This window comes from uncultured Abiotrophia sp. (genome assembly GCF_963520105.1).
In the GTDB taxonomy this organism is placed as follows: Bacteria; Bacillota; Bacilli; order Lactobacillales; family Aerococcaceae; genus Abiotrophia.
Genome location: NZ_CAUQPN010000014.1, coordinates 1 through 22,223, shown reverse-complemented (window position 1 = coordinate 22,223; position 22,223 = coordinate 1). Strand labels below are relative to the sequence as shown.

Here is a 22,223-nt window from a genome sequence, read left to right as displayed (position 1 = left end):
TTTTCGGGGGATTTGCCCAGATTCTGCCTTTTTCTGGGTAGCTAGTGGACCACTCTCCAGAGTGGACCACTAGCTCACGCATTTTCGGGGGATTTGCCCAGATTCTGCCTTTTTCTGGGTAGCTAGTGGACCACTCCGTCGAGTGGACCACTGGCGCGCCCCCAAAAAAGGCACCAGCCCCCATCCGCCCCACACAAAAAGCACTGCGCCCCGTCAAGGGGGGCAGTGCTTTTGCTTTATTTGCCTAGAGAAGCTGGGGCTTAATATTGCGCACCTTGAGGGCGCGGATGACGCGGCCGTACTGGCGTTGGGCGATACCTAGGGAATAGCCGCCTTCCACGGTCAGGGTGTGCAGCATGGGATTGTAGCTGACCACTTTGTCCAGGTTAACAATTTCAGACCGGCTAATGGCCATGAAGGGTTCAGCCAACTCATCGACCAGTTCTTTCATCGAATGATAGAACTGATAGCGGGCATTGACGCCGACCACCTCAACAGTATGGGCCTGGGGTAGGGTGGCGAAGAAGCGAATCTTGTCGTAGCTGAGGCTAATCTGGCTCTTACCTTGCTTGAAGGTGAAGACTTGCTTGGCTTGGCCATTGAGACTGCGCCAGTTGTTGATAGTGTCCAGGCACTCCTTGACGCGTTGGGCCATGTCGTCCATATCATCCTTAGGAATGAAATCCAAAGCCTGTACCTTATAACGCAGGGACAGGGGCAGGTAGTCTTCCTTGGTCGTAACGAAAATAATTTTAGCACCATCGTCATATTGGCGGATCTGCCGCGCAATATCCATACCAGTAAGCTCATGTTGCAGGTCAATATCCAGGAAGAAGATAGCATTTCCTCGCCGATCCGTCCAGCTATTGAGGAGCTTGTCCGGGTCACCCGTCACACAGGCCAACTCCATGGGATAATCTTCAATCATGACATAGCGTTCAATCAAATCCGCTAGCCACTGACGCTGCTTGGGGTGATCTTCGCAAATATAGATGGGGAATTTGAAGTCTGTCATGGGACTAGCAACTCCTTCCGAATGAGTAAATGTTGGGTGAAGCGTTCGTTAGCAAATTGAGTGGTCAGTTGGAACTGACTTTCTCGCGCTAATTCTAAGGCGTTGCTTAGGCCCAACCCTCGGCCACTGCCCTTAGTGGAGTAGCCGGCTTCCAGGAGCTTGTTGAGGTCACCTGGGTCTTCTTGGCAGTCATTTTCAATGATAAGATGAACATCGCCAAGGTCTTCGAAGACCGCCAAGGTCAGCTTGCCACCCTCCTGATTGCTTAAGGCTTCGATGGCATTGTCCAAGAGAATCCCGATGATGCGGACCAAGTAGATGGGATTGCGCTCAACATTGAGGTGGATGTCATCCGGCACTTCAATGCTGAGGTCTATGCCATTAGTCCCGGCAAAGGCCAACTTGGTGAAGAGCAGATTGCGGACATCCGGACTCTGAATCTTGGACAGACGACTGAGTTCTAGGCCTAGCTGGTCGGTCATGACTTGGGTAGGTTGGATATGCTGATGGAAATAATCCGCCAGCCCCTGCCATTCCTGGTCGCGAATGTAGCCTTCCAGGGTCAAGAGGATGTTCTTATAGTCATGACGAAACTTGCGCATTTCCTGATATTGGTCGGCCATCATGCTAGAGAAAGCCTGACTCACTTTGAATTGCTCCTTCTCACGGGCGACTTCTTGGGATTTGTTGAGGGCATTGTTGAGGAAGAGGACGGACATAATACATAAAATTGGCAAGGCTAGGAAAGGCGTAATAAGTACGGACGCTGCTGTAGAACTTACTTCATTAAGTTCTGTAAAACTAAAGGTTAGCTCATCAATAAATAAGTAGAAATATAGAGAGAGCGTTATTGGAATAATTAGGAAAGTAAATCGATGGAAGTGAAGACGCCATCGCTTTAGCACAGCGAGTTCAGCTCTTGTCAATAGAAAGATGATGATAAGCGACGATAGATGAGACAAATAAAATTCCGTCTCCAATGAATCCAAATTTATAAATGAGAGGATAAAGGGCTGGATAAAGGAGTCAACTTTGATGTTAATAAAAGGCAGGGTGGCGAAGACAGTTGCCCCCTGCATTTTGTCATCGGACTGGTTGCCAGGTTCTACCATATAGCCTGTAATTAAGAGGACAAAAATTAGCAGATTAGCAATGTAGGTTGGATATCCGTAGATCGCAGTCAAGTGATATAAGCCGAAAATTAGAAGGGCGTATATAAGAGAAGAAACTTTGTGCTTGATAGGATTACGTTGAGATAGAATCCCAATTAGAGCATGAAAGGTTTCACTAAGGCTAAAGATAAGATATTCCATAAAAATGAACCTCCTAATAAAGTAGGCATATTTTCTTCCTATACATCCTAAACTACCGGGTGATTTCATAGAAAAAGATGCAAAAACTGCGAAAATGATGACTAAAACTACGAAAATGATGACTTGTCATCGAAAATGATGTTTTGAACATCGCTTTTGATCTTTTGCAATCGAAAATGATGAAAAAACTATCACTTATGACGACTTCGAACTATTTTCTATGATTCTATTATATAGTTATCTCATCAAAACAACAAGGAGTGTCAGCGAAATATGAGTAAAAGATTATAAATATCTTGGAGTCCACTAGACAAATCAGCCCAAAACATCAAATTCGATGATTTTTAATCGATTTTGATGACTTTGCCCCATTTTGCTAGCCCAAGGCTTATACTATAGTCAAGAAAAAAAAGGAGAGACCTACCATGAAAGCAATTATTAAAAAGAGTATTACATTATTAGCAGCCGTGAGCCTGGCTTTGCCATTGGCACCAGTGCCGGTTGCCCAAGCGCAAGAGACCTTATCCGTTGTCAACCTCATGCCTAAGGCGGACGAGACAGCTTTCGAGAAGGGGCTAGTCAAGATTCATTTAGTCGACAAGGACGGCAAGGTCCACAAGACCCTCTACTATACCAGCGTCAATACAGGAGACGTGACCTTTAACCAAATCTATGACTTGCTTAAGGGCACTTATAAGATTGAGCGCGTTCCTCAGAATATCAAGACTGATACGGCTAAGAAGCACTATGTCACAGACAAGGGCGAGTTTGACGGCCATACTTTTGAAGCCAACTTTGTCTTGGAAGCTGCCGACAGCCTGCCGGTAGAGGAAGCCCAAGAACCTAAGACTTACGCCGTGACCGAGTTGCCTAAGCACAACCCTCTTTTAGACGCCCAACTGATGACGGTTAAGGTCCAAGACGACAAGCAAGCAGTCTCCGAAACCAGCCACTACCTGGTTAACAGCGAGACCAGCCAGTCTGCCTTGGACATGGCGGCCCAAGCTTTCGTCAAAGCCCATCCCGACTACAAAGTCGACGCCAGCCAAGCTCAACAAGTTGGCCAGACCAACCCAGACGCCAAGGAAGAGGTGCAAACTAACCTGGGCACCTTCAAGGTCTACCGCTCTAACTATGTGCTGACCGCCGTGGCGGCAGGGCAAGCAGGGCAGGCTGCGCAGTCAAGTCAAGCAAGCCAGTCTAGTCAGGCTGCCAATAGCCAAAGCCAAGAAAGCAAGGCACCAGCTGCGAGCCAAGCATCTGGCGCCAACCAAGCATCCGGGGCCAACCAAGGTGCTGCCGCAAGCCAATCTTCAGCAGCTAGCCAGGCTTCAAGCGCAAGTCAATCTTCTGCTGCGAGCCAGGCTTCAACTACTAGCCAAGCACCAGCCACCAACCAATCTTCCGGCGCGAGCCAAAGCTCCGCAGCCAGCCAAGCGACTAAGGAGTCTAAAGAGCCTGGCGTTCGCTATGACCGTAATGGCCGCCGCCTCCCAAGCACTGGTGAAGCCTCCTCAATCCTTTCCCTCTTCATCATCGGCCTCCTAATCGTATCCGGCATCTGGATCGCCTACACCGAGCACCGCAAACAATCCCGCTAACAGCAAACAGCCCTGCCATTTTAGTGGCAGGGCTTCTTTTGTGTTTTGGAAAAGGGAGCAGGGCGCCGGCTGCCTGAAAAGATAGATTCTGGTAGAGCTAGTGGTCCACTCGGTCGAGTGGACCACTAGCGCGCCTTGAAAGTAGCCTCTAGCCCCCAAAAAGGCAGAAAAAGCCGGAGCCAGTGGTCCACTCGGACGAGTGGACCACTAGCGCACCCTGAAAGTAGCCTCTAGCCCTCAAAAAGGCAGAATCAGCTGGAGCCAGTGGTCCACTCGGACGAGTGGACCACTGGCGCGCCCTGAAAGTGGCCTCTAGGCCCCAAAAAGGCAGAAAAAGCCTGAGCTAGTGGTCCACTCCGTCGAGTGGACCACTAGCGCGCCCTGAAAGTGGCCTCTAGCCCTCAAAAAGCCAGAAAAAGTAGGAGCTAGTGGCCCACTCTTCAAAGTGGACCACTGGCTCACGCCTTTTCTGAGCAATTGCCCAGTTTCAGCCTTTTTCCGCGCCCCCCACCCCTTTACCAGTTAGTAAAGTCTATCACCTTTGCAAAGATATCGCGGATTTCTTGGGGGGATTCTTTGGCGCCGCTGCTGACCCAGAGGTTGATGATGCCTTCGACTAGGCTGAGGACGCATTCCAGGGCGTATTTTTGATTAATAGGGAAGTTGCGGCCTAGAAAGGTCTGCAAATCGGCTGGATCTTCGCGCTGGAAGAGTTGCAGCATGAATTCGCGGATGGTGGCCTTGAAGTTGAGATAGTTGCTCTGGGAGAGGGCGTAGATGAAGTCGTAATTTTCCTTAATATACTCCAGGACTAGCACCAGGTGGACATTGTGCTCCTGATTTTCAATGAAGAAAGTGCGCAGCTGGCTCAGGGTCTCTTCCTTGAGTTGCTCCATGAGGTCGAACTTGTCCTGGTAGTGCAGGTAGAAAGTGCCGCGGTTAATGCCGGCCCGCTGGCAGAGTAGGCGGACGGTCAGCTGCTCGAAGCCTACTTCCTGTAGGAGCTGGGTTAGGGCCGTTTTGATGGCAGCCTTGGTTTGGGTTTGGCGTTTTTGAGTCATAGGCCCTCCTTAAATAGACACTCTGTTGATTTTTGCTCATTGTCTTAGCTTTCCGTCTATTTTATAATAAAAGCAGACATAAATCAACACCTGTCAATTTAAACGCCTTAGGCAGGAGAAAGGACGTGACCGCATGGCCTATATTGAAGTAAAAGATTGTTCCAAATTCTTTCCATCGGGTCAGGGGCAAATTACTGCTAACAAAGACCTGAATTTTGACATCCAGCAGGGCGAGTTGGTCATTATACTGGGAGCTTCCGGTGCTGGCAAGTCCACGCTGCTCAACATTCTGGGGGGCATGGATACGGCCAGCCAGGGGGAGATTTGGATTGACGGCCAGAACATCGCCGCCTACACCAGCCACCAGCGGACTGACTACCGCCGCTATGACGTGGGCTTCGTCTTCCAGTTCTATAATCTGGTGCCCAACCTGACCGCGCTGGAAAATGTCGAGCTAGCCGCGGAAATCGTGCCCCATGCCATGGAGCCAGCTCATGCCCTGGCCGCCGTGGGCCTCAGCCACCGACTGGATAATTTTCCGGCCCAGCTATCGGGAGGCGAGCAACAACGAGTCTCCATCGCCCGCGCCCTGGCCAAGAAGCCCAAGCTCCTGCTCTGCGACGAGCCGACCGGCGCCCTAGACTACAAGACTGGCAAGCAGGTCCTGCAGATTCTTCAGGACATGTCCCGCCAGGAGGGGGCCACGGTCATTATCGTCACCCACAACGGGGCCTTGGCGCCTATCGCCGACCGGGTCATCCGCCTACACGACGCCCAAATTCAGTCGGTCACGGTCAACGACCAGCCGCAGCATATTAGGGACTTGGAGTACTAGTAGATGGGGAAAGAAAAGATCGGGTTTCTGGCTCTGTGTAGCGGGGCGCTTAGAGTCTGTCGGGCCAGCGCTTTGAGCTTGCCGGGCGAGCGCTTTGAGCCTGTCGAGTCAGCGCCTTGAGCCTGCCGGGCCAGCGCTTTGTGCTTGCCGGGTGGGCGCTTTGTACCTGCCGGGTCAGCGCTTTGAGCCTGCCGGGCGAGCGCTTTGAGCCTGCCGGACCAGCGCTTTGAGCCTGTTGAGCGGTGCGTTTTGAGCCAGCCGGGCCAGTGACTTGAGCCTTTCAGCCACCCCACAAAAATAATTGACTAACATCACTATCCAAAAGGAGGTCAGCCCATGACCAAGTCAACACTTTTCAAAGAATTCTGGCGCAGCCTTGGTCAGACCAAGGGGCGCTTCCTATCCATGGTCTGCCTCATGATGCTGGGGTCCTTTGCCCTGGTGGGCTTGCAGGCGGCGCCGCCGGACATCACCCAGACGGCCAGTGCCTACCTAGAAGGCTTGCGGCTTCAGGACCTGACCGTCCTGTCCGACTACGGCCTGTCCCAAGCAGACATGGAGGAGCTGGCCCAGCTGTCGGGTGCCCAGGTCGAAGGGGGCTATCTGACCGACGTGGTGCTGGACCAGACGCCAGAAGCCTGGCGGATCTTCAGCCTGACCCAGGACTTGGCCCACTATCATTTAGTAGCCGGCCGCCTGCCTCAAGCCTCGGGGGAAATTGCTCTTTTAAGTAGTCTGCAAGGTCGCTTTCAGCTAGGCGACACTGTCAAGCTCAAGGAGTCCGGCAATGCCAAGGCCATGCTCAAGCAGACGACTTTCACCATTACGGGCTTCGTCAACTCGGGCGAGCTGGGCAACCAGGTCCTCTTCGGGCCTTCCAGGGCCGGCAGCGGGACCCTGGCTGGCTACGGGGTAGTGACTGCCCAGGACTTTGACAGTCCGGTCTACACTCTGGCCCGCCTGCGCTATGAGGATTTAGCCGGGCTCAACACCTACCAGGCCAGCTACTGGGAGCGCCTGGAACAGCACCAGGCTGACTTGGAGGCTCTCCTAGCCGATAACGGCGCCGCCCGTTTGGCCCAAGTCCAATCCCAGGTCCAAAGCCAAATCAATCAGGGACAGGCCGATATGGATTCGGCCTCGGAGGCCCTGGCATCAGGCTCCAGCCAGCTAGCATCGGCGGAAAGCCAGTGGGCGGACCAGTCGTCTGCCTTGGACCAAGCGGCCAGCCAGTGGGCTAGCCAGGATGAAACTTTGACCCAGGGCCAAGGCCAACTAGCCAGCGCCCAAGCCGCCTTAGCCCAGGCCAAGGCCCAACTGGAAAGCGGGGCAGCCGCCCTGACCAGTGGCCAGGCCAATTTGACGGCCAAGGCCCAGGAACTGGCCCAAGCCAAGTCCCAATTAGACGCCGCCAAGAGCCAGCTGGACAGCCAGGCTCAAACCCTAGCCAGCCAGAGCCAGGCCTTGGCTGACGGCCAAGCCAAACTAGCCGCCGGTCAGCAGGCCCTGGCCGCCCAAGAAGAGGCCCTGCGCCAAGCCGGCCAGGACCCGGACGCCCAGCCGGACATTCAGGCCGCCCGCCAGGCTCTAGCTGATCAGGCCCAGACCCTGGCCAGCGCCAAAAGCCAACTTGAAGCCGGCCAAACCCAGTGGCAAGCCGCCAATACTAGCTACCAAGAAGGGCTGGCCCGCTACCAAGCAGGCGCCGCGGCCCTTGCCACGGGTCAGGCTCAATATGACAGTCAGGCTGTCAACTATCAAGCAGGCTTAAGCCAATACCAAGCCGGCCAGGCCCAATTGGCCAGCCAGTCGGCGACCGCCCAAGCCGGGGCCCAGGCCCTAGAGTCGGCTAGCCAGGAAATCAGCAGTGGCCAGGAAGCTCTGGCGTCTGCCCGCCAGGAGCTGGATGACCAGCAGGCTCAATTTGCCAGCAAGGAAGCGGAGGCCCAAGCCTCTCTCAAGGAAGGCCAGGCCGACCTTGACCGGGCCCAAGATGCCCTGGCCGGCCTGGTTACGCCTAAGTACCGGGTTTACAGCCGCCAGACCTATCCGGGCGATGTCGAGTTCTATACCAGCAAGCTGCGGACCGAGGGTATGGCCAATGTGGGCAATGTCTTCCCCGTGGTGCTCTACCTAGTGGCCGCCCTGGTGACCCTCACCACCATGACCCGCTTTATGAGCGAGGAAAGGTTGAAGGCCGGTCTCCTGCAAGCCCTGGGTTATGGCTCTGGCGATATCCTAGCCAAATACCTACTCTATGGCCTCCTGTCTAGTGGCCTAGGCGCCGTCTTGGGCATTGTGGCCGGAACCTATGGCCTGCCTTATGTCTTGGGCCATACGCTCTTTGCCACCTCGACCTATCCGCCTATTCAACTGCATTTCTACTGGCCGCTTGCGGCTCTGGCCCTGGGCCTGTCCTTCCTGTCCAGCCTGCTGCCTATCTGGTGGGTGGCCCGGCGCGAACTGGCTGAAACGCCAGCCCAGCTCCTGCTGCCTAAGCCACCGGCGCGCGGCAGCCGCATCTTGCTGGAGCGGGTGACCTGGTTCTGGCGCCGCCTAACCTTCACCCAGAAGGTGACAGCCCGCAACATCTTCCGCTACAAACAACGCATGCTCATGACTATCCTGGGGGTGGCCGGCTCGGTGGCCTTGCTCTTCGCGGGCCTGGGCATCTCCTCTTCCTTTGCCGGCATCACCGAGCGGCAATTTGACCAGCTGGTGGGCTATGACCTGATCGTGGCCCGTCAGCAGCATGTCAATGCCTCCCAGGAAAGCGACTTAGCCTCTGCCCTGGCTCAGGCTGACCTGGCTCAGACCCTGGACATTCAGCTGCAAACGGGTCGCCAGCACTTGCCTGGCTTCAAGGATCAGCAGGAAGTGACCATTATGGTGGCGCCTGATGGTGGCTTTGGCCAGCTCATGACCTTCTATGATGCCTATAGCCATGATCGCTTGGACCTGCCCGACCGGGGTGCCCTGATTAGCCAGAAAATGGCGGAGAAAGCCGGTCTTAAGGTAGGCGACCGCCTGACCCTGGAAGACCCCGACGGTCAGCCGGTCAGTGTAACGGTGGCGGGCATTGTCGAGCTTTATGCCGGCCACAGTGTCTACCTGAGCCGGACTGCCTATGAAGCCGCCTATGGCAAATCCTGGGCAGCCAACGCCCATTTGGTCCAGCTGACGCCTGAAGCCAAAGGCGACCTGGCTAAGGTCAGCGCCCGCTTTATGGATTTGAGCGGCGTGCGCTCGGTCATTCAGAACAGCGGCATCCGCCACCAAATCCAGGTGACAGTCGATTCCCTTGCCCTAGTCATGCAGATTTTGACCCTGGTTTCCGTCCTGCTGGCCGCCGTCATCCTCTATAATTTGACGACGATTAATGTGGCCGAGCGGATTCGGGAGCTGTCTACCATTAAGGTTCTGGGCTTCCACAATCGCGAAGTCACCCGCTACATCTACCGCGAGACCGTAGCCCTGTCCCTAGTCGGCATCCTCTTTGGCCTGGCCGGCGGCTGGGTCCTGCACCGCTATTTGCTGGGGCGCATCTCGGCAGATTTCGTCCAATTCAACCAAAATGTCGCCTGGACCGTCTACCTGACCCCAGTTGTGGCCATCCTTCTGATTCTAGCTGCCCTGGGCTGGCTAGTAGACCGCCAACTCCGCCAAGTCGACATGCTAGAAGCCCTGAAATCAGTAGATTAGTATAGAAGCAAAAGCCTTCCCTGATGGGAAGGCTTTTTTGTGTGGGCTTAGGACGAAATTGGGAGAAAAGTCAGGAGCCAGTGGTCCACTCCGTCGAGTGGACCACTAGCTAGGTCGGAAACTAAGGAAAAGGGCAGGAATCGGGTGATTTGCTAGGAGCCAGTGGTCCACTTTTTCGAGTGGACCACTGGCTGGGCCGGAAACTAAGGAAAAGGGCAGAAACCGGGAGCTTTGCCAGGAGCTAGTGGACCACTTTGAAGAGTGGACCACTGGCTAGGCCGAGAACTGAGGAAAAGGGCAGAAATCGGGGATTTGTCATGAGCTAGTGGCCCACTTTGAAGAGTGGACCACTGGCTGGGCTGGAAACTGAGGAAAAGGGCAGAAATGGGGAGCTTTGTCAGGAGCTAGTGGCCCACTTTGGAGAGTGGACCACTGGCTCGGTCAGAAACTAAGGAAAGGGCAGAAAACTGGGTAATTTGCCTGGAACCAGGCCGGGCTCACGATAATTCTTTTCGAAAATAGGCAAGTTGTGTCTAAGTGAGCACGTAGAAAGGGGGCGCCCAGACCCTATTTATATATGTAGCTACAAATCAAAACAAAGGAGCGAATTACAATGGCACGATCATTCGTTAAGGGCACCCTCCAAATGACCTCTATCGACGAAAACAAGAAGAAGGAAAACGTCAGCTTAGGTCATGTGGTGGCCAATGCCTCACTTGAAGATGTGACAGCGGTGCGTGACGCAGTGGGCACACTGGTTAAGCATCCTATCACCGAAACCAAAGTCACTGAAGTCTATGCCTACAACTAGGCCTAGCACCCTAAAATTAGAAGAAAGGAGCCGCCCACAATGGCAGAAGTCAAAACAACCAAGAAGCTAGACCTCAACTTCAAGGCAGCCGACGGCAAGTCCAAGAAGATCAGTCTAGCCCACGCCAAGGACAACTTAGATGCCAACACGGTCAAGTCCGCTATGGAGACCATCGTGGCCAAGAATATCTTCGAGAAGGACAGCGTCGACCAATATGCTAGCGCCAAGAACGCTAACATGGTGACACGATCCGTAGAAGAAATCTACAAGGCAGAAAACTAAGCACCGTAGGTGCAGGGGACCCGCGGAGCGGGTCCCTTATTCATATATAAGAAAGGAGATGAGACGGATGAGCTTATTAGAAATTGGAGGCTTGGCATCGGCAACGGTAGCAGTGATCACCCTGATTAGCAAGCTAGTCAACCTCATTACTGCCATCCAGAGCCTCATCCTCCGTATAGATGAGATGCAGCTAGAGATTGAAGCCAATAAGCTAGTCGTCAAGACCATTGATGACCGCCTAGCTTCAATGGATCTACGTATTACCAAGATAGAAACACTGTTAGAAGAAAGGAAGTAAGCAAATGAACTTAGACAATAGATATTATGATGCGCTCAAGTGGCTAGTACTGATTTTCTTACCAGCCTTAGCCGTCCTAGCTTCAGGCCTAGGCGATCTCTATAGCTGGGCGCCAACTAGCCAATTAGTGGCCACCATTAACCTGGTCACTGTCTTCCTAGGCGCACTCATTCAGAAGTCCAGCCTAGACTATTGGAAGAAGGGCGGTGACGACCATGGGACAAGCCGATAAATTGATCAGAGTAGCTCAGAGTTATCTGGGCACTAGCCAATGGTCTGACGACCACCTGGCCATGGTAGACGCCTATAATTCAGTCAGTCCCATCCCAGTCGGCTACCAAGTCCAATACGGAGACGACTGGTGCGATATCTTCGTCACCGTCTGCGGGGATGAAGCCGGCCTTAGCCACCTGATTGGCCGAGAGTGTGGAGTGCCACGCCACCTAGCCTGGTTCCAGGAGCAAGGCATCTGGCTAGGCCAAGAATGGCCACAAGCAGGAGACATTGTCATCTTCAACTTCGACGGTGGCCCTGTCGACCATATTGGTATTGTAGAGCGAGTCCAGGCTGACGGGTCTATCAGTACCTTAGAAGGCAATTACAATGGCCGAGTCGCGCGAGCTTACTATGATTGGAACCATGAGGCCATTGCAGGTTACGGCAGACCACGTTATGACCAGGAAGGTCAGGAGCCAGGCCCCGCATCATCGGAAGACACCTCACCTAGTGACGACCTCATTACCGCAGTAGCCTGGGATGTGATACGGGGTGAGTATGGGAACGGGGAAGAGCGAGTTAGAGAGTTGACTGAAGCTGGGTATGATTATCAGACTGTGCAGGATCGAGTTAACCAGTTACTCAGCTAACACAAAAAATAGCCACCCTTTACATAGCTAATTTACGAAAAATAGCCACCATAAGGTGGCTGTTTCTTTTCCTAGACTTGCCATCTAGCAAATTGCCATATAGAATAGAGACAAGTAGCATTTTAATGAAAACAGAGGAGGCCAAAACATGGTTGAAGAGACGATTGCGCGCTATATGAGAGATGGCAAGTTCTATGTCCTGCCGCGCAAACAAAAAAATAGACTAGAGGTCTTTCAATATATCTATCAACACTTGAAGCAACACGCCCAGGAATTTACCGAGCCTGAACTTAATGAGAGGATCAAGGAAGTCTATGAGGATTTCGCGACCATGCGGAGATATCTGGTGGATTACAAGTTTCTGATCCGGGATAATTACGGTAAGTCCTACCAGCTCAATCCCCAAGTAGGGCAAGCGCCTCAGATGGAGGCAGCCCATGAATTGGAAAATTAAGAATTTTTATTTGATTATGACGGTGGAGACCATTGCGGAGCAGATGTTTGCCTCCTTGACCTACCTGCTCTTAATCTACCTGGGCTACTCCATGACCGAGATTGGTCTGCTCTTGGCTACCTTTACAGCGACTACCATGGTCGCCGAGATTCCCAGTGGGATCTTGGTCGATTCTATCGGGGAGAAGCGGGTTATGTCCCTGTCCTTTCTCCTGCGGGCCATTGGTCTATTCTTCATGGCAGGGACCCGCAACATTGTCGTCTTGATCCTGACGGCTGTCTTAACCGGCTTGGCTGCGTCTCTCAGCTCTGGGACTCTGCAGTCTTGGATTGTCAATGAGATCAAGGAAGCCAATGCGGATTACGATATCGCTCAATTATTTTCTAAATTGAATATTATTGGTCCATTCTTCGGCCTCTTGTCCGGCTTTGTTGGAGCACAGATTTTGGGCAAAGATAACCCGGCCATTCCTTTCTATGTGTCATCAGCAATCTTTATCGGTTTATTGGGCTATGTGCTACTGGTTCAAAATCTCTTCAAGCCGCGCCCGCGTCAGAACCACTGGGGCCAGATTAAGCAGGTCTACCGAGAAACCGTGGTCAACCTAATAGAAGCACTCAAAGACAGCCGTATCCTGCTCTACTTCATCATGTTTACCATGCCGGCCGTCTTGGACCTAGGACCTTCTAACCAGTGGCAGGTCATCCTAGGGGATGCCGTGCAGGAATACATCGTGGGCTATTATATTATCGGAATTGGCCTCGCCACTATCCTGTCCAATCTCTTCCTCAGCAAGGTCCTCTTGAAGAAGAAAATGGACATGGTGGCCTTAATTGACCGGGTCCTCCTGCTAGATGTGGTGACCCTCTTAGTCATTAGCTTCTATCTGCCGGTCTTCCCATACTTATTCCTCTTCCATGTCTTCTTAGTAGGCATTAATGGGACGCTGATTATCACCTATATCCATGAAAAGCTGATCAAGCAGGATCACCTGCGGACCTCGCTTGTCTCTTCCTTCTATTCCTTACAGGCCCTGGCGTCCAGCTTGCTCCTAACCGTCAACGGCTACCTGTCAGATCTGATTGGCATCAGTAAGACCTGGCTAGCCTTCACGCTGATTTCAATGCTAGTCTTCCTGGCCTTGCGCGGGTTGACGGCAAGGAAAGAAGAGAGCCAGGCATAGGGAGCGGGGCAAGCGATAGGCTATATGAAGCAATCATTTAGCTAATTCACACAAAAAAAGAGAGGCACAAATGCCTCTCTTTTATTTTGCGAAATCGAATTAGTTTTCGAGTTTTTCGCCAGCGTTTTGCAATGCTTCGCCAGCAGCGTCTTTAGCGTCTTCAGCTTTGTCAGCTGCTGCTTCAGCAACGTCAGCTGCCGCGTCTTTAGCGTCTTCAGCCTTGTCAGCTGCTGCATCTGCTACATCTTCTGCTTTGTCTTTAGCTGCGCCACCAAGTTCTTTGGCTTTGTCGAATACATCGCCCGCTACATCTTTAGCGGTTTCGAAGGCGTTACCTGCTACTTCTTTGGTTTTTTCAAAGACATCACCGGCTACGTCCATAGCTTTTTCGCCGAACTCGCCAGCTTTTTGAGACAAATCTTTTAATAAATCAGACATTTTAATGTCCTCCTTTTCATTTGATGACCTAAGTATAGCACAGGAAATTTTGATTGGAAAGTGCTTTAGCTAAAAATCGGTCTCAAGACTGATTTTTTATAATTTGATTTCACATAAAAATCAAACGGCCATTAGAACAATATAAGTAAATATGTCATATAAACCGATATATAGGCAATCATTTTATAAGCTATAGCTTGATTTTTGTCCTGCCAACTTGTGAAATTAATTTAATTAGTTTCAAATTTTAAAATCTAATGTTGTCAAAATGGTAAATAGTGAACAAAAATGTTGAACTTGATTTGTAAAGTTCTCTGTGATAAGGTTGAAGATGTAAGGCAGAAATTAGTCCTTACATTTCAATTCTGAACGAAAGGAGCAATATCATGATCTGGTCTATTATCGTAGGTGGCTTGATCGGTTTAGTAGCCGGCAGCCTTACTAAAAAACGCGGTTCAATGGGGATCGTGGCTAACGTACTTGCTGGTTTAGTAGGTTCTTCTGTTGGTCAACATTTCCTCGGGTCTTGGGGTCCTAGCCTTGCAGGTATGGCTTTAATTCCATCTGTATTAGGTGCCGTAGTTGTAGTAGCAGTCGTATCTGCACTACTTGGCAAAAAGGCTTAAGCTACCGAGAGGAAACACAAGCAGTTACACAAACATTAAATAGAGTATAGGGAGACTATCATGTCACGAATTAAGAAATCTCTGCTCATCTTACTGTGTATTCCACCGCTTGTTCTATTTTCGATTAACTTGTATCGTAATCAGTCCTATGTCAATCTGGATTGGATAGGAGAGTACCTCAACAAACTGTCTTCATTCGGGTACTACTATAACCAGGCTATCTTCTGGTTATCCCTGGTCCTGACCATTGCGACACTCATTGCGATACTTGTCATCTTGTTCTATCCGCGAGACTACACCCAAGTCGTCTTGTCGGAAGCTAATGGACGGTTGACAGTTAAAAAATCAGCGATCGCAAGCCATGTGAAGTCGGCTATTTCAGCCGCCTCTTACATGGCTTCTCCTAAAGTTAAGGTCAAACTCACCAAGAAAAAGTGTGAAGTAACCCTTAAGGGTGCCATTAACCAAGGGGTAGACGTTGCCAATAGAACAAACACTTTACAAAAGGAGATTATTAATGGCCTCAATTCCTACTTGGGACTGAACCATAATATTTATCTCAATGTGAAGGTCTTGAATACTGCAGCAGAGCAAACTAGCCAAAAAGCTGAAGCATTTGAAGCTCAGCCACAAGAAAACTTAGAGAACTAGGGGTAAGTCTTATGATCAAGAAAATCAAAAACCTACCTTATCCTATTCTCGGAGGGGTCATTGGCCTTGGCTTGGCAACTGTCATTTTGAATATCGGGTTTTTCAGAACCATCTTTGTTGTCGCGCTTGTAGGAACTGGCGCAGCAGCTGGTTGGTATCTTCAAAATTCTCGCAAATAAAAGTAGAGAGGGGATAGGGTATGTCAAATAATCAACCTACATCAGATAAGACACTCAATCCAAGTCCTGCTGGCAAGTCTTACAATCGCAAAGCGATTAAAAAGCAGATTGGACAGGCGCTAGCCAATGTTAACGGCCTCTTGGCAGTTGACGGTGGCTTCTTCTCTAACTTAGCGGGCAAGATTGTCAACACCGATAAGTTTACCAGTGGCGTCAAGCTAGTGCTTGGTAAGGAAGAGGCGCGTGTAGACTTAAATGTCATTGCAGAGTATCAAAAAAACGTTTCTGATTTATATCATGACATTAAAAGTTTAGTGATCGATGTCATTCGGAACATGACAGGCTTTAGCGTGATTGAAGTCAATCTCAAGGTCCTTGAAGTCAAGACTCAAGCCAAGCAAGAAGCTGATTCTGTCAGTCTGCAAGATCATGTAACCCATATGGCTGAAAGCACAGGCGAATTTGCTTCTGACACCTTAGGCAAAGCCAAAGACGGCATTGGCAGCGGGCTAGCGGCGGTCACTGAAAAAGTAGGCCAAGGCATTGAAGCGGCCAAGGACGCCATTAGTGGCGGTGCTGACCAGGCCAAAGATGTAGCCGAAGAAACTGCGAACCAAGCTGAAGAAGCAGTAGCAGACGGTGATGAAGCCGTTGAAGAAAGGGCTGATGACGCCAAGGAAGTGGCTGAAGAGGCTGCAGACCAAGCTAAAGAAGCAGTAGAAGATGGTGTCGAAGCTGTTGAAGAAAGGGCTGATGACGCCAAGGAAGTGGCTGAAGAGGCTGCAGACCAAGCTAAAGAGGCAGTAGCAGACGGTGTTGAAGCTGTCGAAGAAACGGTTGACCAAGCTAAGGAAGTGGCTGAAGAAGCTGCGGACAAGGCCAAAGAAGCTGTAAAAGATGGCGCTCAAACTGTCCAAGAAAGGGCAGAAGACCTTGCTGAAGCCAGCCAAGAAGTGGCGGAAGAAGCAGTCAGTAGTAGCTCAGAAGAAGCAAACTCAAACCAGGCTTAGTCAGCCTCACCATAATCAAAGACTTGATTAGTCGACCACTCTGGTAAGGGTGGTCGATTTTTTTGCGTGTTTCATAGCTTGATTGAATACGTATAAGTACACAAGTCATGAATGCCTTTACAACCCACTTCGTGAATAGTATAATTAATACGAGTTCTATCATTACGGGACTGACAGTTAATATAAGCTAGTGGGCTGTTATTACACTGGCTTTTTCTATGTAATTACGCAGAGGTTCTAAGTGAAATATGTTAAGATAATTTAGAATAGAGGTTATTGTTATGGTGTGGTATTTACTGTTTATAGTGTTGGTTGTTTCTGGCGTGTTATATAAATACTATTTGCCCGAAGTAACACCAATTTTGCGAGCTTTCATTGTCTTTCTATCCATGGCATTTATTTTAGGTTGCACACTATATGTGGTGTATATGTCTATACCAGGAGCCAATAATTTTCTTTCAGATTCCAATGGAAACTTTAATTTAACAGTAATAAGTGTGTTTATAGCAGGATTATCGTTCTTTGCTGGATTGCAAGAGAGAGAAAGAGTGAGACAGTTAGATTTAAAACGTGATAGATACATTGAATTAGAGGAGTCGTTGTACCAATTTAGGGATGAATGGGAAGTAGTGGTTAATGGTTTGAGGGGTATGCATGAGATGGTACAAGTTGTAAAAAGATGGCAATCTGAGCGTTATGATTTGTTAAGTCAGAATACGAAAAGAGATGTGGATTATATAGACCCTGAGATTCGGGAAGAAATAGATTTAGGGTATGATAGGATCTTAACTATTTTGAATATAGATTCTGAATGGAATGAGAAGAGAAAGGTATACAACCAGATTCTTAATGAGGGATTACCTTTAAAACTGAATGAGAGATATAGAAGAGTAATGAATGCATTAAGGTTTATGATGGTAAATAACGCAGATGTTCAAGTCTTTAATAAAGCGAGAAATCAACTTAATCTGATTAAAGATGAATACAATGAGAAACTTAATGACTATATGATAGCGGGTCATAAAGAGGCAATTTTCTATTATGAAGAAAAAGATATAGATGAAATCGTTGACAATACATATCGAAGCTTGGATGAATATTATAACAAGCTAAGTGGAGATATTACTTCGGTCGAGAGAGAGCTCGATAAGAAAATTATTGAGATTCTATTTGAATTTAGGAAAGAAATTGAAAAGTAATGGGGTTTCAAGATAACTACGCGTTCCTCTCAAGGAATGCCGTAAGAGTAAGGAGTAATCTAGATATAATATTGAGCTCCTAGACTGTATATTGGATATGATTTGATATTTTATAGAATATAACGATGGGATTGATAGAGATGCTAAAAAAGAAATGTAGGGTTACCACTGTTAAAATTGAATCTTCAAAATTATGTGAATGCTATGCACCGCAACTTGAATACTAAATTGAATTTCAACGTATGAGGAGGAAACATTTTGACTACGTCTGATATTAAGCCAGTATTAACAGAAATAGGCTTCTACACGGATATCAATACAACACCAAAAAATCAAATTACCACACCAGTTCATATTAAAAAATTGAAACGATTACTTCTTAAACTGTCATTGACAGGATTGGAGCACACTTTACCTGGTGATGAAAAGCCGGAGCTCAAACCATTCTATTTAAATATCTGTATATTTTTTCAAGAAGGTGGCAAAGGCGGAGTGGTCTATAGTAATTACTCTGTCCCTATTACTGGCTATAATACGCAAGATGAAAAGAAAAGTTTTGACTTGCTAGTCGATTTGTTCGAAGACGAGCAATTTAAGTCTGCACAATTAAAGGAGGATTTAACTTACGTTTTCTTTAATTGCTCAATCTTCTATTCGGAAAGTGAACTAACAACTATAGAGGAAGTTATGGCGTATCAAAATACCCCCTATTACTTGCTCTATAATAGCAAACTACCATTGATTGGTGGTGATTCTGATGAATGATAAGCAATTTGATCAAGAATCCCAACCTTTGTCCCAATATAGAAAAATATTTGGTAGGGTAGAAATCTATCCCAAAATTAAGGCTATAGAACCAGAAGATAATTCCACTAAGGTGGGACAAGATGTTCCTACAAAATTCCATAGAAAGGTAAAAAGTCTATGTGATAGGATTACAAAGATTATCTCGATATTTATTGGCGTTGCGATTATAGCTTATTTACTTAGTTTAGTAATGATAATATTAGTTACCTATATTCCTGAAGCAAAGTTCTTCTTGATGGATAAGGACGGATATTATAATGTAACACTGATAGGGACTCTAATAGCCGGAATAGCTTTAATTGTAAATACCAACGAGTTAACAAGAAAAGCTAAAGAAGAGCAGGAACGCTATGAGAAAGATAGAGTTAACGAGAGGGAGAGATATAATAGAGAAACGAGACGTCAGCTTGAAAAAGACCGTATTGATAGGCTACATAGAGCGTTTTATAATTACTATAAGACAGTAAATGAGATAGTAGAAGGGTTTGATGAAATGATTTTCTGGCTTAAAAGAGCTGAAACATTAGGAAGTATTGTCCAAACTGATGATAATGCTCAGCTTGAAATGAGCAAATATATAGAGAGATTTAATGAAGCTCAATCAATGCTAAGACCAGCTTATAAATCTAAAATTTGGATGGCTGGAAGAGATCTGATTTGGCAAATAAACGATAGAAAATCTGACAATTCGGCGTGTGAAACAAGCACTGGTGGAGTTTTAAAAGATAGGGTAATAAGGGTTTCGGAGGGATTACAAGAAGACAAAGACTTCAATGTTATGGAGGCAGGATCTTGTTTTAGTAAACCTGAAAAGTATATCGAAGCGTTTGAAGGACCCAAAAAAACGATTAGAGAGCATCTAAAAAACTTAGAAACTATATACCAAGAATATTTTAAGGAAGAGTTAGAGGGCCTAAAAAAATAGTTGTTACACTCTGATATCGAGCCATATTATAGTTGATATTATGAGGTTCGTTATACGACTTATAATCACATTCTTGCTTCCCTCATCCGACTGCCAATAATAGGTGGTAAATGGAAATTGTATAGTGGACATAATATATATGATACCGTAAAACTGCATGATTACGTATGATAAATTGGTACATAAGAAACCAAAAACTGCGCTAAAATAATGAGTCATCTTTCTTTCATAAATGAGTCACATGACAGGTCCAAGTGGCCTGTCATTTTTAGTACTTGCAGGAGATAGCAGCCAGATTGAAATCAGAACACCTCCTTTCCCCTACAAACCTAGCTAGATTAAATGACAGACTATTGGAGAAGCGATATAATAATAGGGACCGAAGGTTAGATATGAGTTGAGGTGAGTGACCATGTTATCAATGCAATACAAAATTCAGTTACCAGATGATTTCGATATGAATCTTATCCGGCAGCGGGTCAGAGAGAATGGGACTAAGACAGACGGTTTTCCGGATTTGATTTTTAAGGCCTACCTGATTTCGACCAAGGGCCAACATGATGCCCAGGCAAACCAATACGCACCCCTCTATTTGTGGAGTGGGGTAGACGGGATGAACCAATTCATTTGGCAGGGCTTCTACGACAATATTCTCAAGTCCTTTGGCTGGCAACAGATCCCCATTGGGGTTCCCTTATCCTTCCAAAGAAGTGAGGATTTCCTGTCAACGCGATACTGCTTAGAGCTCAAAAGAGCTATCCCAGAGGCTGCCACCATGCAGGAATTGACCTTCTCCTGTGACACTGACCAGGACCTGGCTCGCTTATTAATCTATAACCCAGATAAATGGGAATGCTCAGAATACTATTTCTTCCAAAACTTGCCGGAGCAAACTGAGGGCATGAAGATCTTTGAGATCCTGCATATTTCGGTATAGCCCGACATAGGCAATCGCCACACGCAGAAGTAGCCGATGACGCCAAGGATGCGGTCGCAGAAGGTGCTCAAACTGTCCAGGAAAAGGCAGAAGACCTTGCTGAAGCCAGCCAAGAAGTGGCGGAAGAAGCAGTCAGTAGTAGCTCAGAAGAAGCAAACTCAAACTAGGCTTAACCAGCCTCACTATAATCAAACACTTGATTAGTCGATCACTCTGGTAAGGGTGGTCGTTTTTTTGCGTGTTTCATAGCTTTATTGAATACGGATAAGCATAGAAGACATGAATGCCTTTACAACCCATTTCGTGAATAGTACAATTAATACAAGTTCTATCATTTCCTTTCCCCTACAAACCCAGCTATATTAAAGGAAAGACTATTCGAAAAGTGGTATTAATAGGGACCGAGGGTTAGATATAAGTTGAGGAGGTCGATCATATTATCAATGCAATACAAAATTTAGTTGCCAGATAATCTTGATATGAATCTTTATTCGGCAGCGGTCAGAGATAATGGGACCAAGACAGACGGTTTTCAGAATTTAACTTTTAAGACCTACCTAATTTCGACCAAGGGTGAACATGATGCCCAGAGAAAACAAATATGCGCCCCACTATTAGTGAGTTTGGGTTGAAGTCTAGGCGTATGACTTGATAACCACCATAATCCGATAGTTGAAAGAAAATTAGATTTATACCATCTTCGTTTATCGTTTTATAAAGAGTAAAATAGTCTTCTTTTAGATTTTCTTGAATACTAAATTCTTGAATTATATTATCGAGTGATTTTCGTAATTCACGAAATATTCGTCTAAGTGATTGGTTCTCACTATCAAAGATTACTGTTAATCGGTCAATGCTGATATAAATAGATTTTTCTAGTTTTGATAAATCTACTTGACTTTGATATTCTCGTAGAGATTGAATGGTATTTTTCAACTGTAACGCCTCCTTTCTATGCTTAAAATATGCGTAATTCGTTGGTACTATTGATTTTTGCCAATGACTCGTTACTTAGGACGTTGTCTTAAGTGTATCGGTTTGCTGGCTGTTAGAAACGCCAGCTTTTGTGTTGGAGAATTTGGAGAACTTCGGGCTTCGGGCGCTCTGCCTTCGGCCCGCGCCCTTGCACTTGTTCTCCAATCTCCATCTTATTAGTTTATATACTAGCTAAATACTTGTCTAAAAAACTTGAGAGCAGTTCAAATGGTCTAAATTCAATTTCTTCGCCTCGAATGTCGTTAAATACATCATCATTTATTAAAACAGATGCTTCCCTAAACTAGACAAATAAAAAGAATGAGTGTCATTGTCTTTTGTTGCGTAATGTGTAGATTTCATAATATCCTCAACATAATCATTTTTCGTTTTTCATGGACTTTGTATTACCATTTTGGTATAATTATATGGATTCTAAACGAAAGCCTCAGAACTCTTTGTAAAGCTTTCTGGTGTGTTTTTGTATATTCATAAGTTAGCTTGTATCATCTATTTTTGTACGTTTCATATTATAACCAAAAAGGTTATATAAGTATAATACAACCTTTTTGGTTATAGGTCAATGAAAAAGCGAAAGGAATTTTATAATGTTAAAAGACAATATAAAAAAAGCCCGACTGGATGCAGGTCTCACTCAAATAGAAGTTGCTGAAAAGTTAGGTGTAGCTCAAGCTCAATATGCTAGGTGGGAAAACGGAGGGAGGAATCCAAAAGATGAAACAGTAAAAAAACTAGCTGAAATATTTGGAGTTACTTTTGATAAACTTCAAGGTAGAAATGATGGATTGGATGATATTGTAGATTTACTTAGAAAAGTGGAATTAACTGATGAACAAAAGTTAGAAATATATTTCTTGATAAAGAAGTATTTAGGTAGTGTAAAATAAGTTGTGTAAAGACCTTTGAACTATGAAGGAGGGTGCTACGGTGAAAAAATTATCTGTTGAAGAAGTTGCAAGAAGACGGACTTTATTGTTTGGGGTTCTTGCCGTCATTTTTGGGGTCCTCATTTTTCGAAACGGTGTTGGTTTCAC

At 47.3% G+C, this 22,223-nt stretch carries 24 protein-coding genes; 20 read left to right on the top strand and 4 right to left on the bottom strand.

All coding sequences use genetic code 11. The annotated features are described in order from the left end of the window. Positions 1-244: 244 nt before the first annotated feature. Both RWO08_RS09395 and RWO08_RS09390 read right to left on the bottom strand, forming a co-directional pair. Entirely contained in the window at positions 245-1,015 is a 771-nt protein-coding gene (locus tag RWO08_RS09395; protein ID WP_314211920.1) for a response regulator transcription factor, read from the bottom strand. After that, entirely contained in the window at positions 1,012-2,328 is a 1,317-nt protein-coding gene (locus tag RWO08_RS09390) for a GHKL domain-containing protein (protein ID WP_314211919.1), read from the bottom strand. Before RWO08_RS09390 ends, RWO08_RS09395 begins: the two co-directional genes overlap by 4 nt. A 425-nt stretch (positions 2,329-2,753) precedes the next feature. Between RWO08_RS09390 and RWO08_RS09385 the strand changes: the two genes are divergently transcribed. Continuing rightward, positions 2,754-3,929, top strand: coding sequence for an LPXTG cell wall anchor domain-containing protein (locus tag RWO08_RS09385; protein ID WP_314211918.1), 1,176 nt, complete (start codon positions 2,754-2,756; stop codon positions 3,927-3,929). Between the two features lie 515 nt (positions 3,930-4,444). Here RWO08_RS09385 and RWO08_RS09380 read toward each other — a convergent pair. Further along, positions 4,445-4,990, bottom strand: a complete 546-nt coding sequence (locus tag RWO08_RS09380) for a TetR/AcrR family transcriptional regulator (RefSeq protein WP_314211917.1) — start codon at positions 4,988-4,990, stop codon at positions 4,445-4,447. 133 nt (positions 4,991-5,123) lie between these two features. Between RWO08_RS09380 and RWO08_RS09375 the strand changes: the two genes are divergently transcribed. From RWO08_RS09375 to RWO08_RS09335, 9 genes are all read left to right on the top strand, one after another. After that, positions 5,124-5,825: an ABC transporter ATP-binding protein gene (locus RWO08_RS09375; protein ID WP_314211916.1), complete on the top strand. Its 702-nt coding sequence runs from the start codon at positions 5,124-5,126 to the stop codon at positions 5,823-5,825. 336 nt (positions 5,826-6,161) lie between these two features. Then, complete coding sequence (locus tag RWO08_RS09370; protein ID WP_314211915.1) at positions 6,162-9,527, top strand: FtsX-like permease family protein; 3,366 nt, start codon at positions 6,162-6,164, stop codon at positions 9,525-9,527. 613 nt (positions 9,528-10,140) lie between these two features. Beyond that, on the top strand, positions 10,141-10,338 hold the full coding sequence (locus tag RWO08_RS09365; RefSeq protein ID WP_023391804.1) for a hypothetical protein: 198 nt from the start codon (positions 10,141-10,143) through the stop codon (positions 10,336-10,338). Between the two features lie 39 nt (positions 10,339-10,377). Further along, complete coding sequence (locus tag RWO08_RS09360; protein ID WP_291432591.1) at positions 10,378-10,620, top strand: DUF2922 domain-containing protein; 243 nt, start codon at positions 10,378-10,380, stop codon at positions 10,618-10,620. Positions 10,621-10,687: 67 nt separating this feature from the next. Next, entirely contained in the window at positions 10,688-10,918 is a 231-nt protein-coding gene (locus RWO08_RS09355) for a hypothetical protein (RefSeq protein ID WP_023391806.1), read from the top strand. A gap of 4 nt (positions 10,919-10,922) precedes the next feature. Beyond that, positions 10,923-11,150 (top strand): phage holin, encoded by a 228-nt coding sequence (locus RWO08_RS09350; RefSeq protein ID WP_314211914.1) that lies wholly within the window; start codon positions 10,923-10,925, stop codon positions 11,148-11,150. Then, positions 11,134-11,784 (top strand): CHAP domain-containing protein, encoded by a 651-nt coding sequence (locus RWO08_RS09345; protein WP_314211913.1) that lies wholly within the window; start codon positions 11,134-11,136, stop codon positions 11,782-11,784. The genes RWO08_RS09350 and RWO08_RS09345 overlap by 17 nt, the downstream gene beginning before the upstream one ends. A gap of 148 nt (positions 11,785-11,932) precedes the next feature. Beyond that, positions 11,933-12,238, top strand: coding sequence for a DUF2087 domain-containing protein (locus tag RWO08_RS09340; protein ID WP_314211912.1), 306 nt, complete (start codon positions 11,933-11,935; stop codon positions 12,236-12,238). After that, on the top strand, positions 12,222-13,421 hold the full coding sequence (locus RWO08_RS09335) for an MFS transporter (protein WP_314211911.1): 1,200 nt from the start codon (positions 12,222-12,224) through the stop codon (positions 13,419-13,421). The genes RWO08_RS09340 and RWO08_RS09335 overlap by 17 nt, the downstream gene beginning before the upstream one ends. A 99-nt stretch (positions 13,422-13,520) precedes the next feature. On the opposite strand, the gene RWO08_RS09330 is transcribed toward RWO08_RS09335, so the two are convergent. Then, on the bottom strand, positions 13,521-13,859 hold the full coding sequence (locus RWO08_RS09330) for a hypothetical protein (protein WP_314211910.1): 339 nt from the start codon (positions 13,857-13,859) through the stop codon (positions 13,521-13,523). A 386-nt stretch (positions 13,860-14,245) separates the two neighbouring features. On the opposite strand from RWO08_RS09330, the gene RWO08_RS09325 reads away from it, so the two are divergent. From RWO08_RS09325 to RWO08_RS09280, 10 genes are all read left to right on the top strand, one after another. Then, positions 14,246-14,485 carry a GlsB/YeaQ/YmgE family stress response membrane protein gene (locus RWO08_RS09325; protein WP_303824791.1) on the top strand — a complete coding sequence of 80 codons (240 nt, stop codon included), beginning with the start codon at positions 14,246-14,248 and terminating at the stop codon, positions 14,483-14,485. Between the two features lie 60 nt (positions 14,486-14,545). Further along, positions 14,546-15,136: an alkaline shock response membrane anchor protein AmaP gene (gene amaP, locus RWO08_RS09320; protein WP_314211909.1), complete on the top strand. Its 591-nt coding sequence runs from the start codon at positions 14,546-14,548 to the stop codon at positions 15,134-15,136. An 11-nt stretch (positions 15,137-15,147) separates the two neighbouring features. Next, positions 15,148-15,315: a DUF2273 domain-containing protein gene (locus RWO08_RS09315; RefSeq protein WP_314211908.1), complete on the top strand. Its 168-nt coding sequence runs from the start codon at positions 15,148-15,150 to the stop codon at positions 15,313-15,315. A 20-nt stretch (positions 15,316-15,335) separates the two neighbouring features. Continuing rightward, a complete protein-coding gene (locus RWO08_RS09310) occupies positions 15,336-16,325 on the top strand; it encodes an Asp23/Gls24 family envelope stress response protein (protein ID WP_314211907.1) in 990 nt (329 codons plus the stop codon). Positions 16,326-16,606: 281 nt separating this feature from the next. Next, positions 16,607-17,524 carry a hypothetical protein gene (locus RWO08_RS09305; protein WP_314211906.1) on the top strand — a complete coding sequence of 306 codons (918 nt, stop codon included), beginning with the start codon at positions 16,607-16,609 and terminating at the stop codon, positions 17,522-17,524. 258 nt (positions 17,525-17,782) lie between these two features. Then, positions 17,783-18,289 (top strand): hypothetical protein, encoded by a 507-nt coding sequence (locus RWO08_RS09300; RefSeq protein WP_314211905.1) that lies wholly within the window; start codon positions 17,783-17,785, stop codon positions 18,287-18,289. After that, entirely contained in the window at positions 18,282-19,256 is a 975-nt protein-coding gene (locus RWO08_RS09295; protein WP_314211904.1) for a hypothetical protein, read from the top strand. Before RWO08_RS09300 ends, RWO08_RS09295 begins: the two co-directional genes overlap by 8 nt. A 412-nt stretch (positions 19,257-19,668) precedes the next feature. Beyond that, complete coding sequence (locus RWO08_RS09290) at positions 19,669-20,193, top strand: DUF4865 family protein (RefSeq protein WP_314211903.1); 525 nt, start codon at positions 19,669-19,671, stop codon at positions 20,191-20,193. Positions 20,194-20,672: 479 nt separating this feature from the next. Continuing rightward, positions 20,673-20,825 (top strand): DUF4865 family protein, encoded by a 153-nt coding sequence (locus RWO08_RS09450; protein WP_218970159.1) that lies wholly within the window; start codon positions 20,673-20,675, stop codon positions 20,823-20,825. A gap of 951 nt (positions 20,826-21,776) precedes the next feature. Next, positions 21,777-22,076 carry a helix-turn-helix transcriptional regulator gene (locus RWO08_RS09280; RefSeq protein WP_291429511.1) on the top strand — a complete coding sequence of 100 codons (300 nt, stop codon included), beginning with the start codon at positions 21,777-21,779 and terminating at the stop codon, positions 22,074-22,076. Positions 22,077-22,223 lie beyond the last annotated feature (147 nt).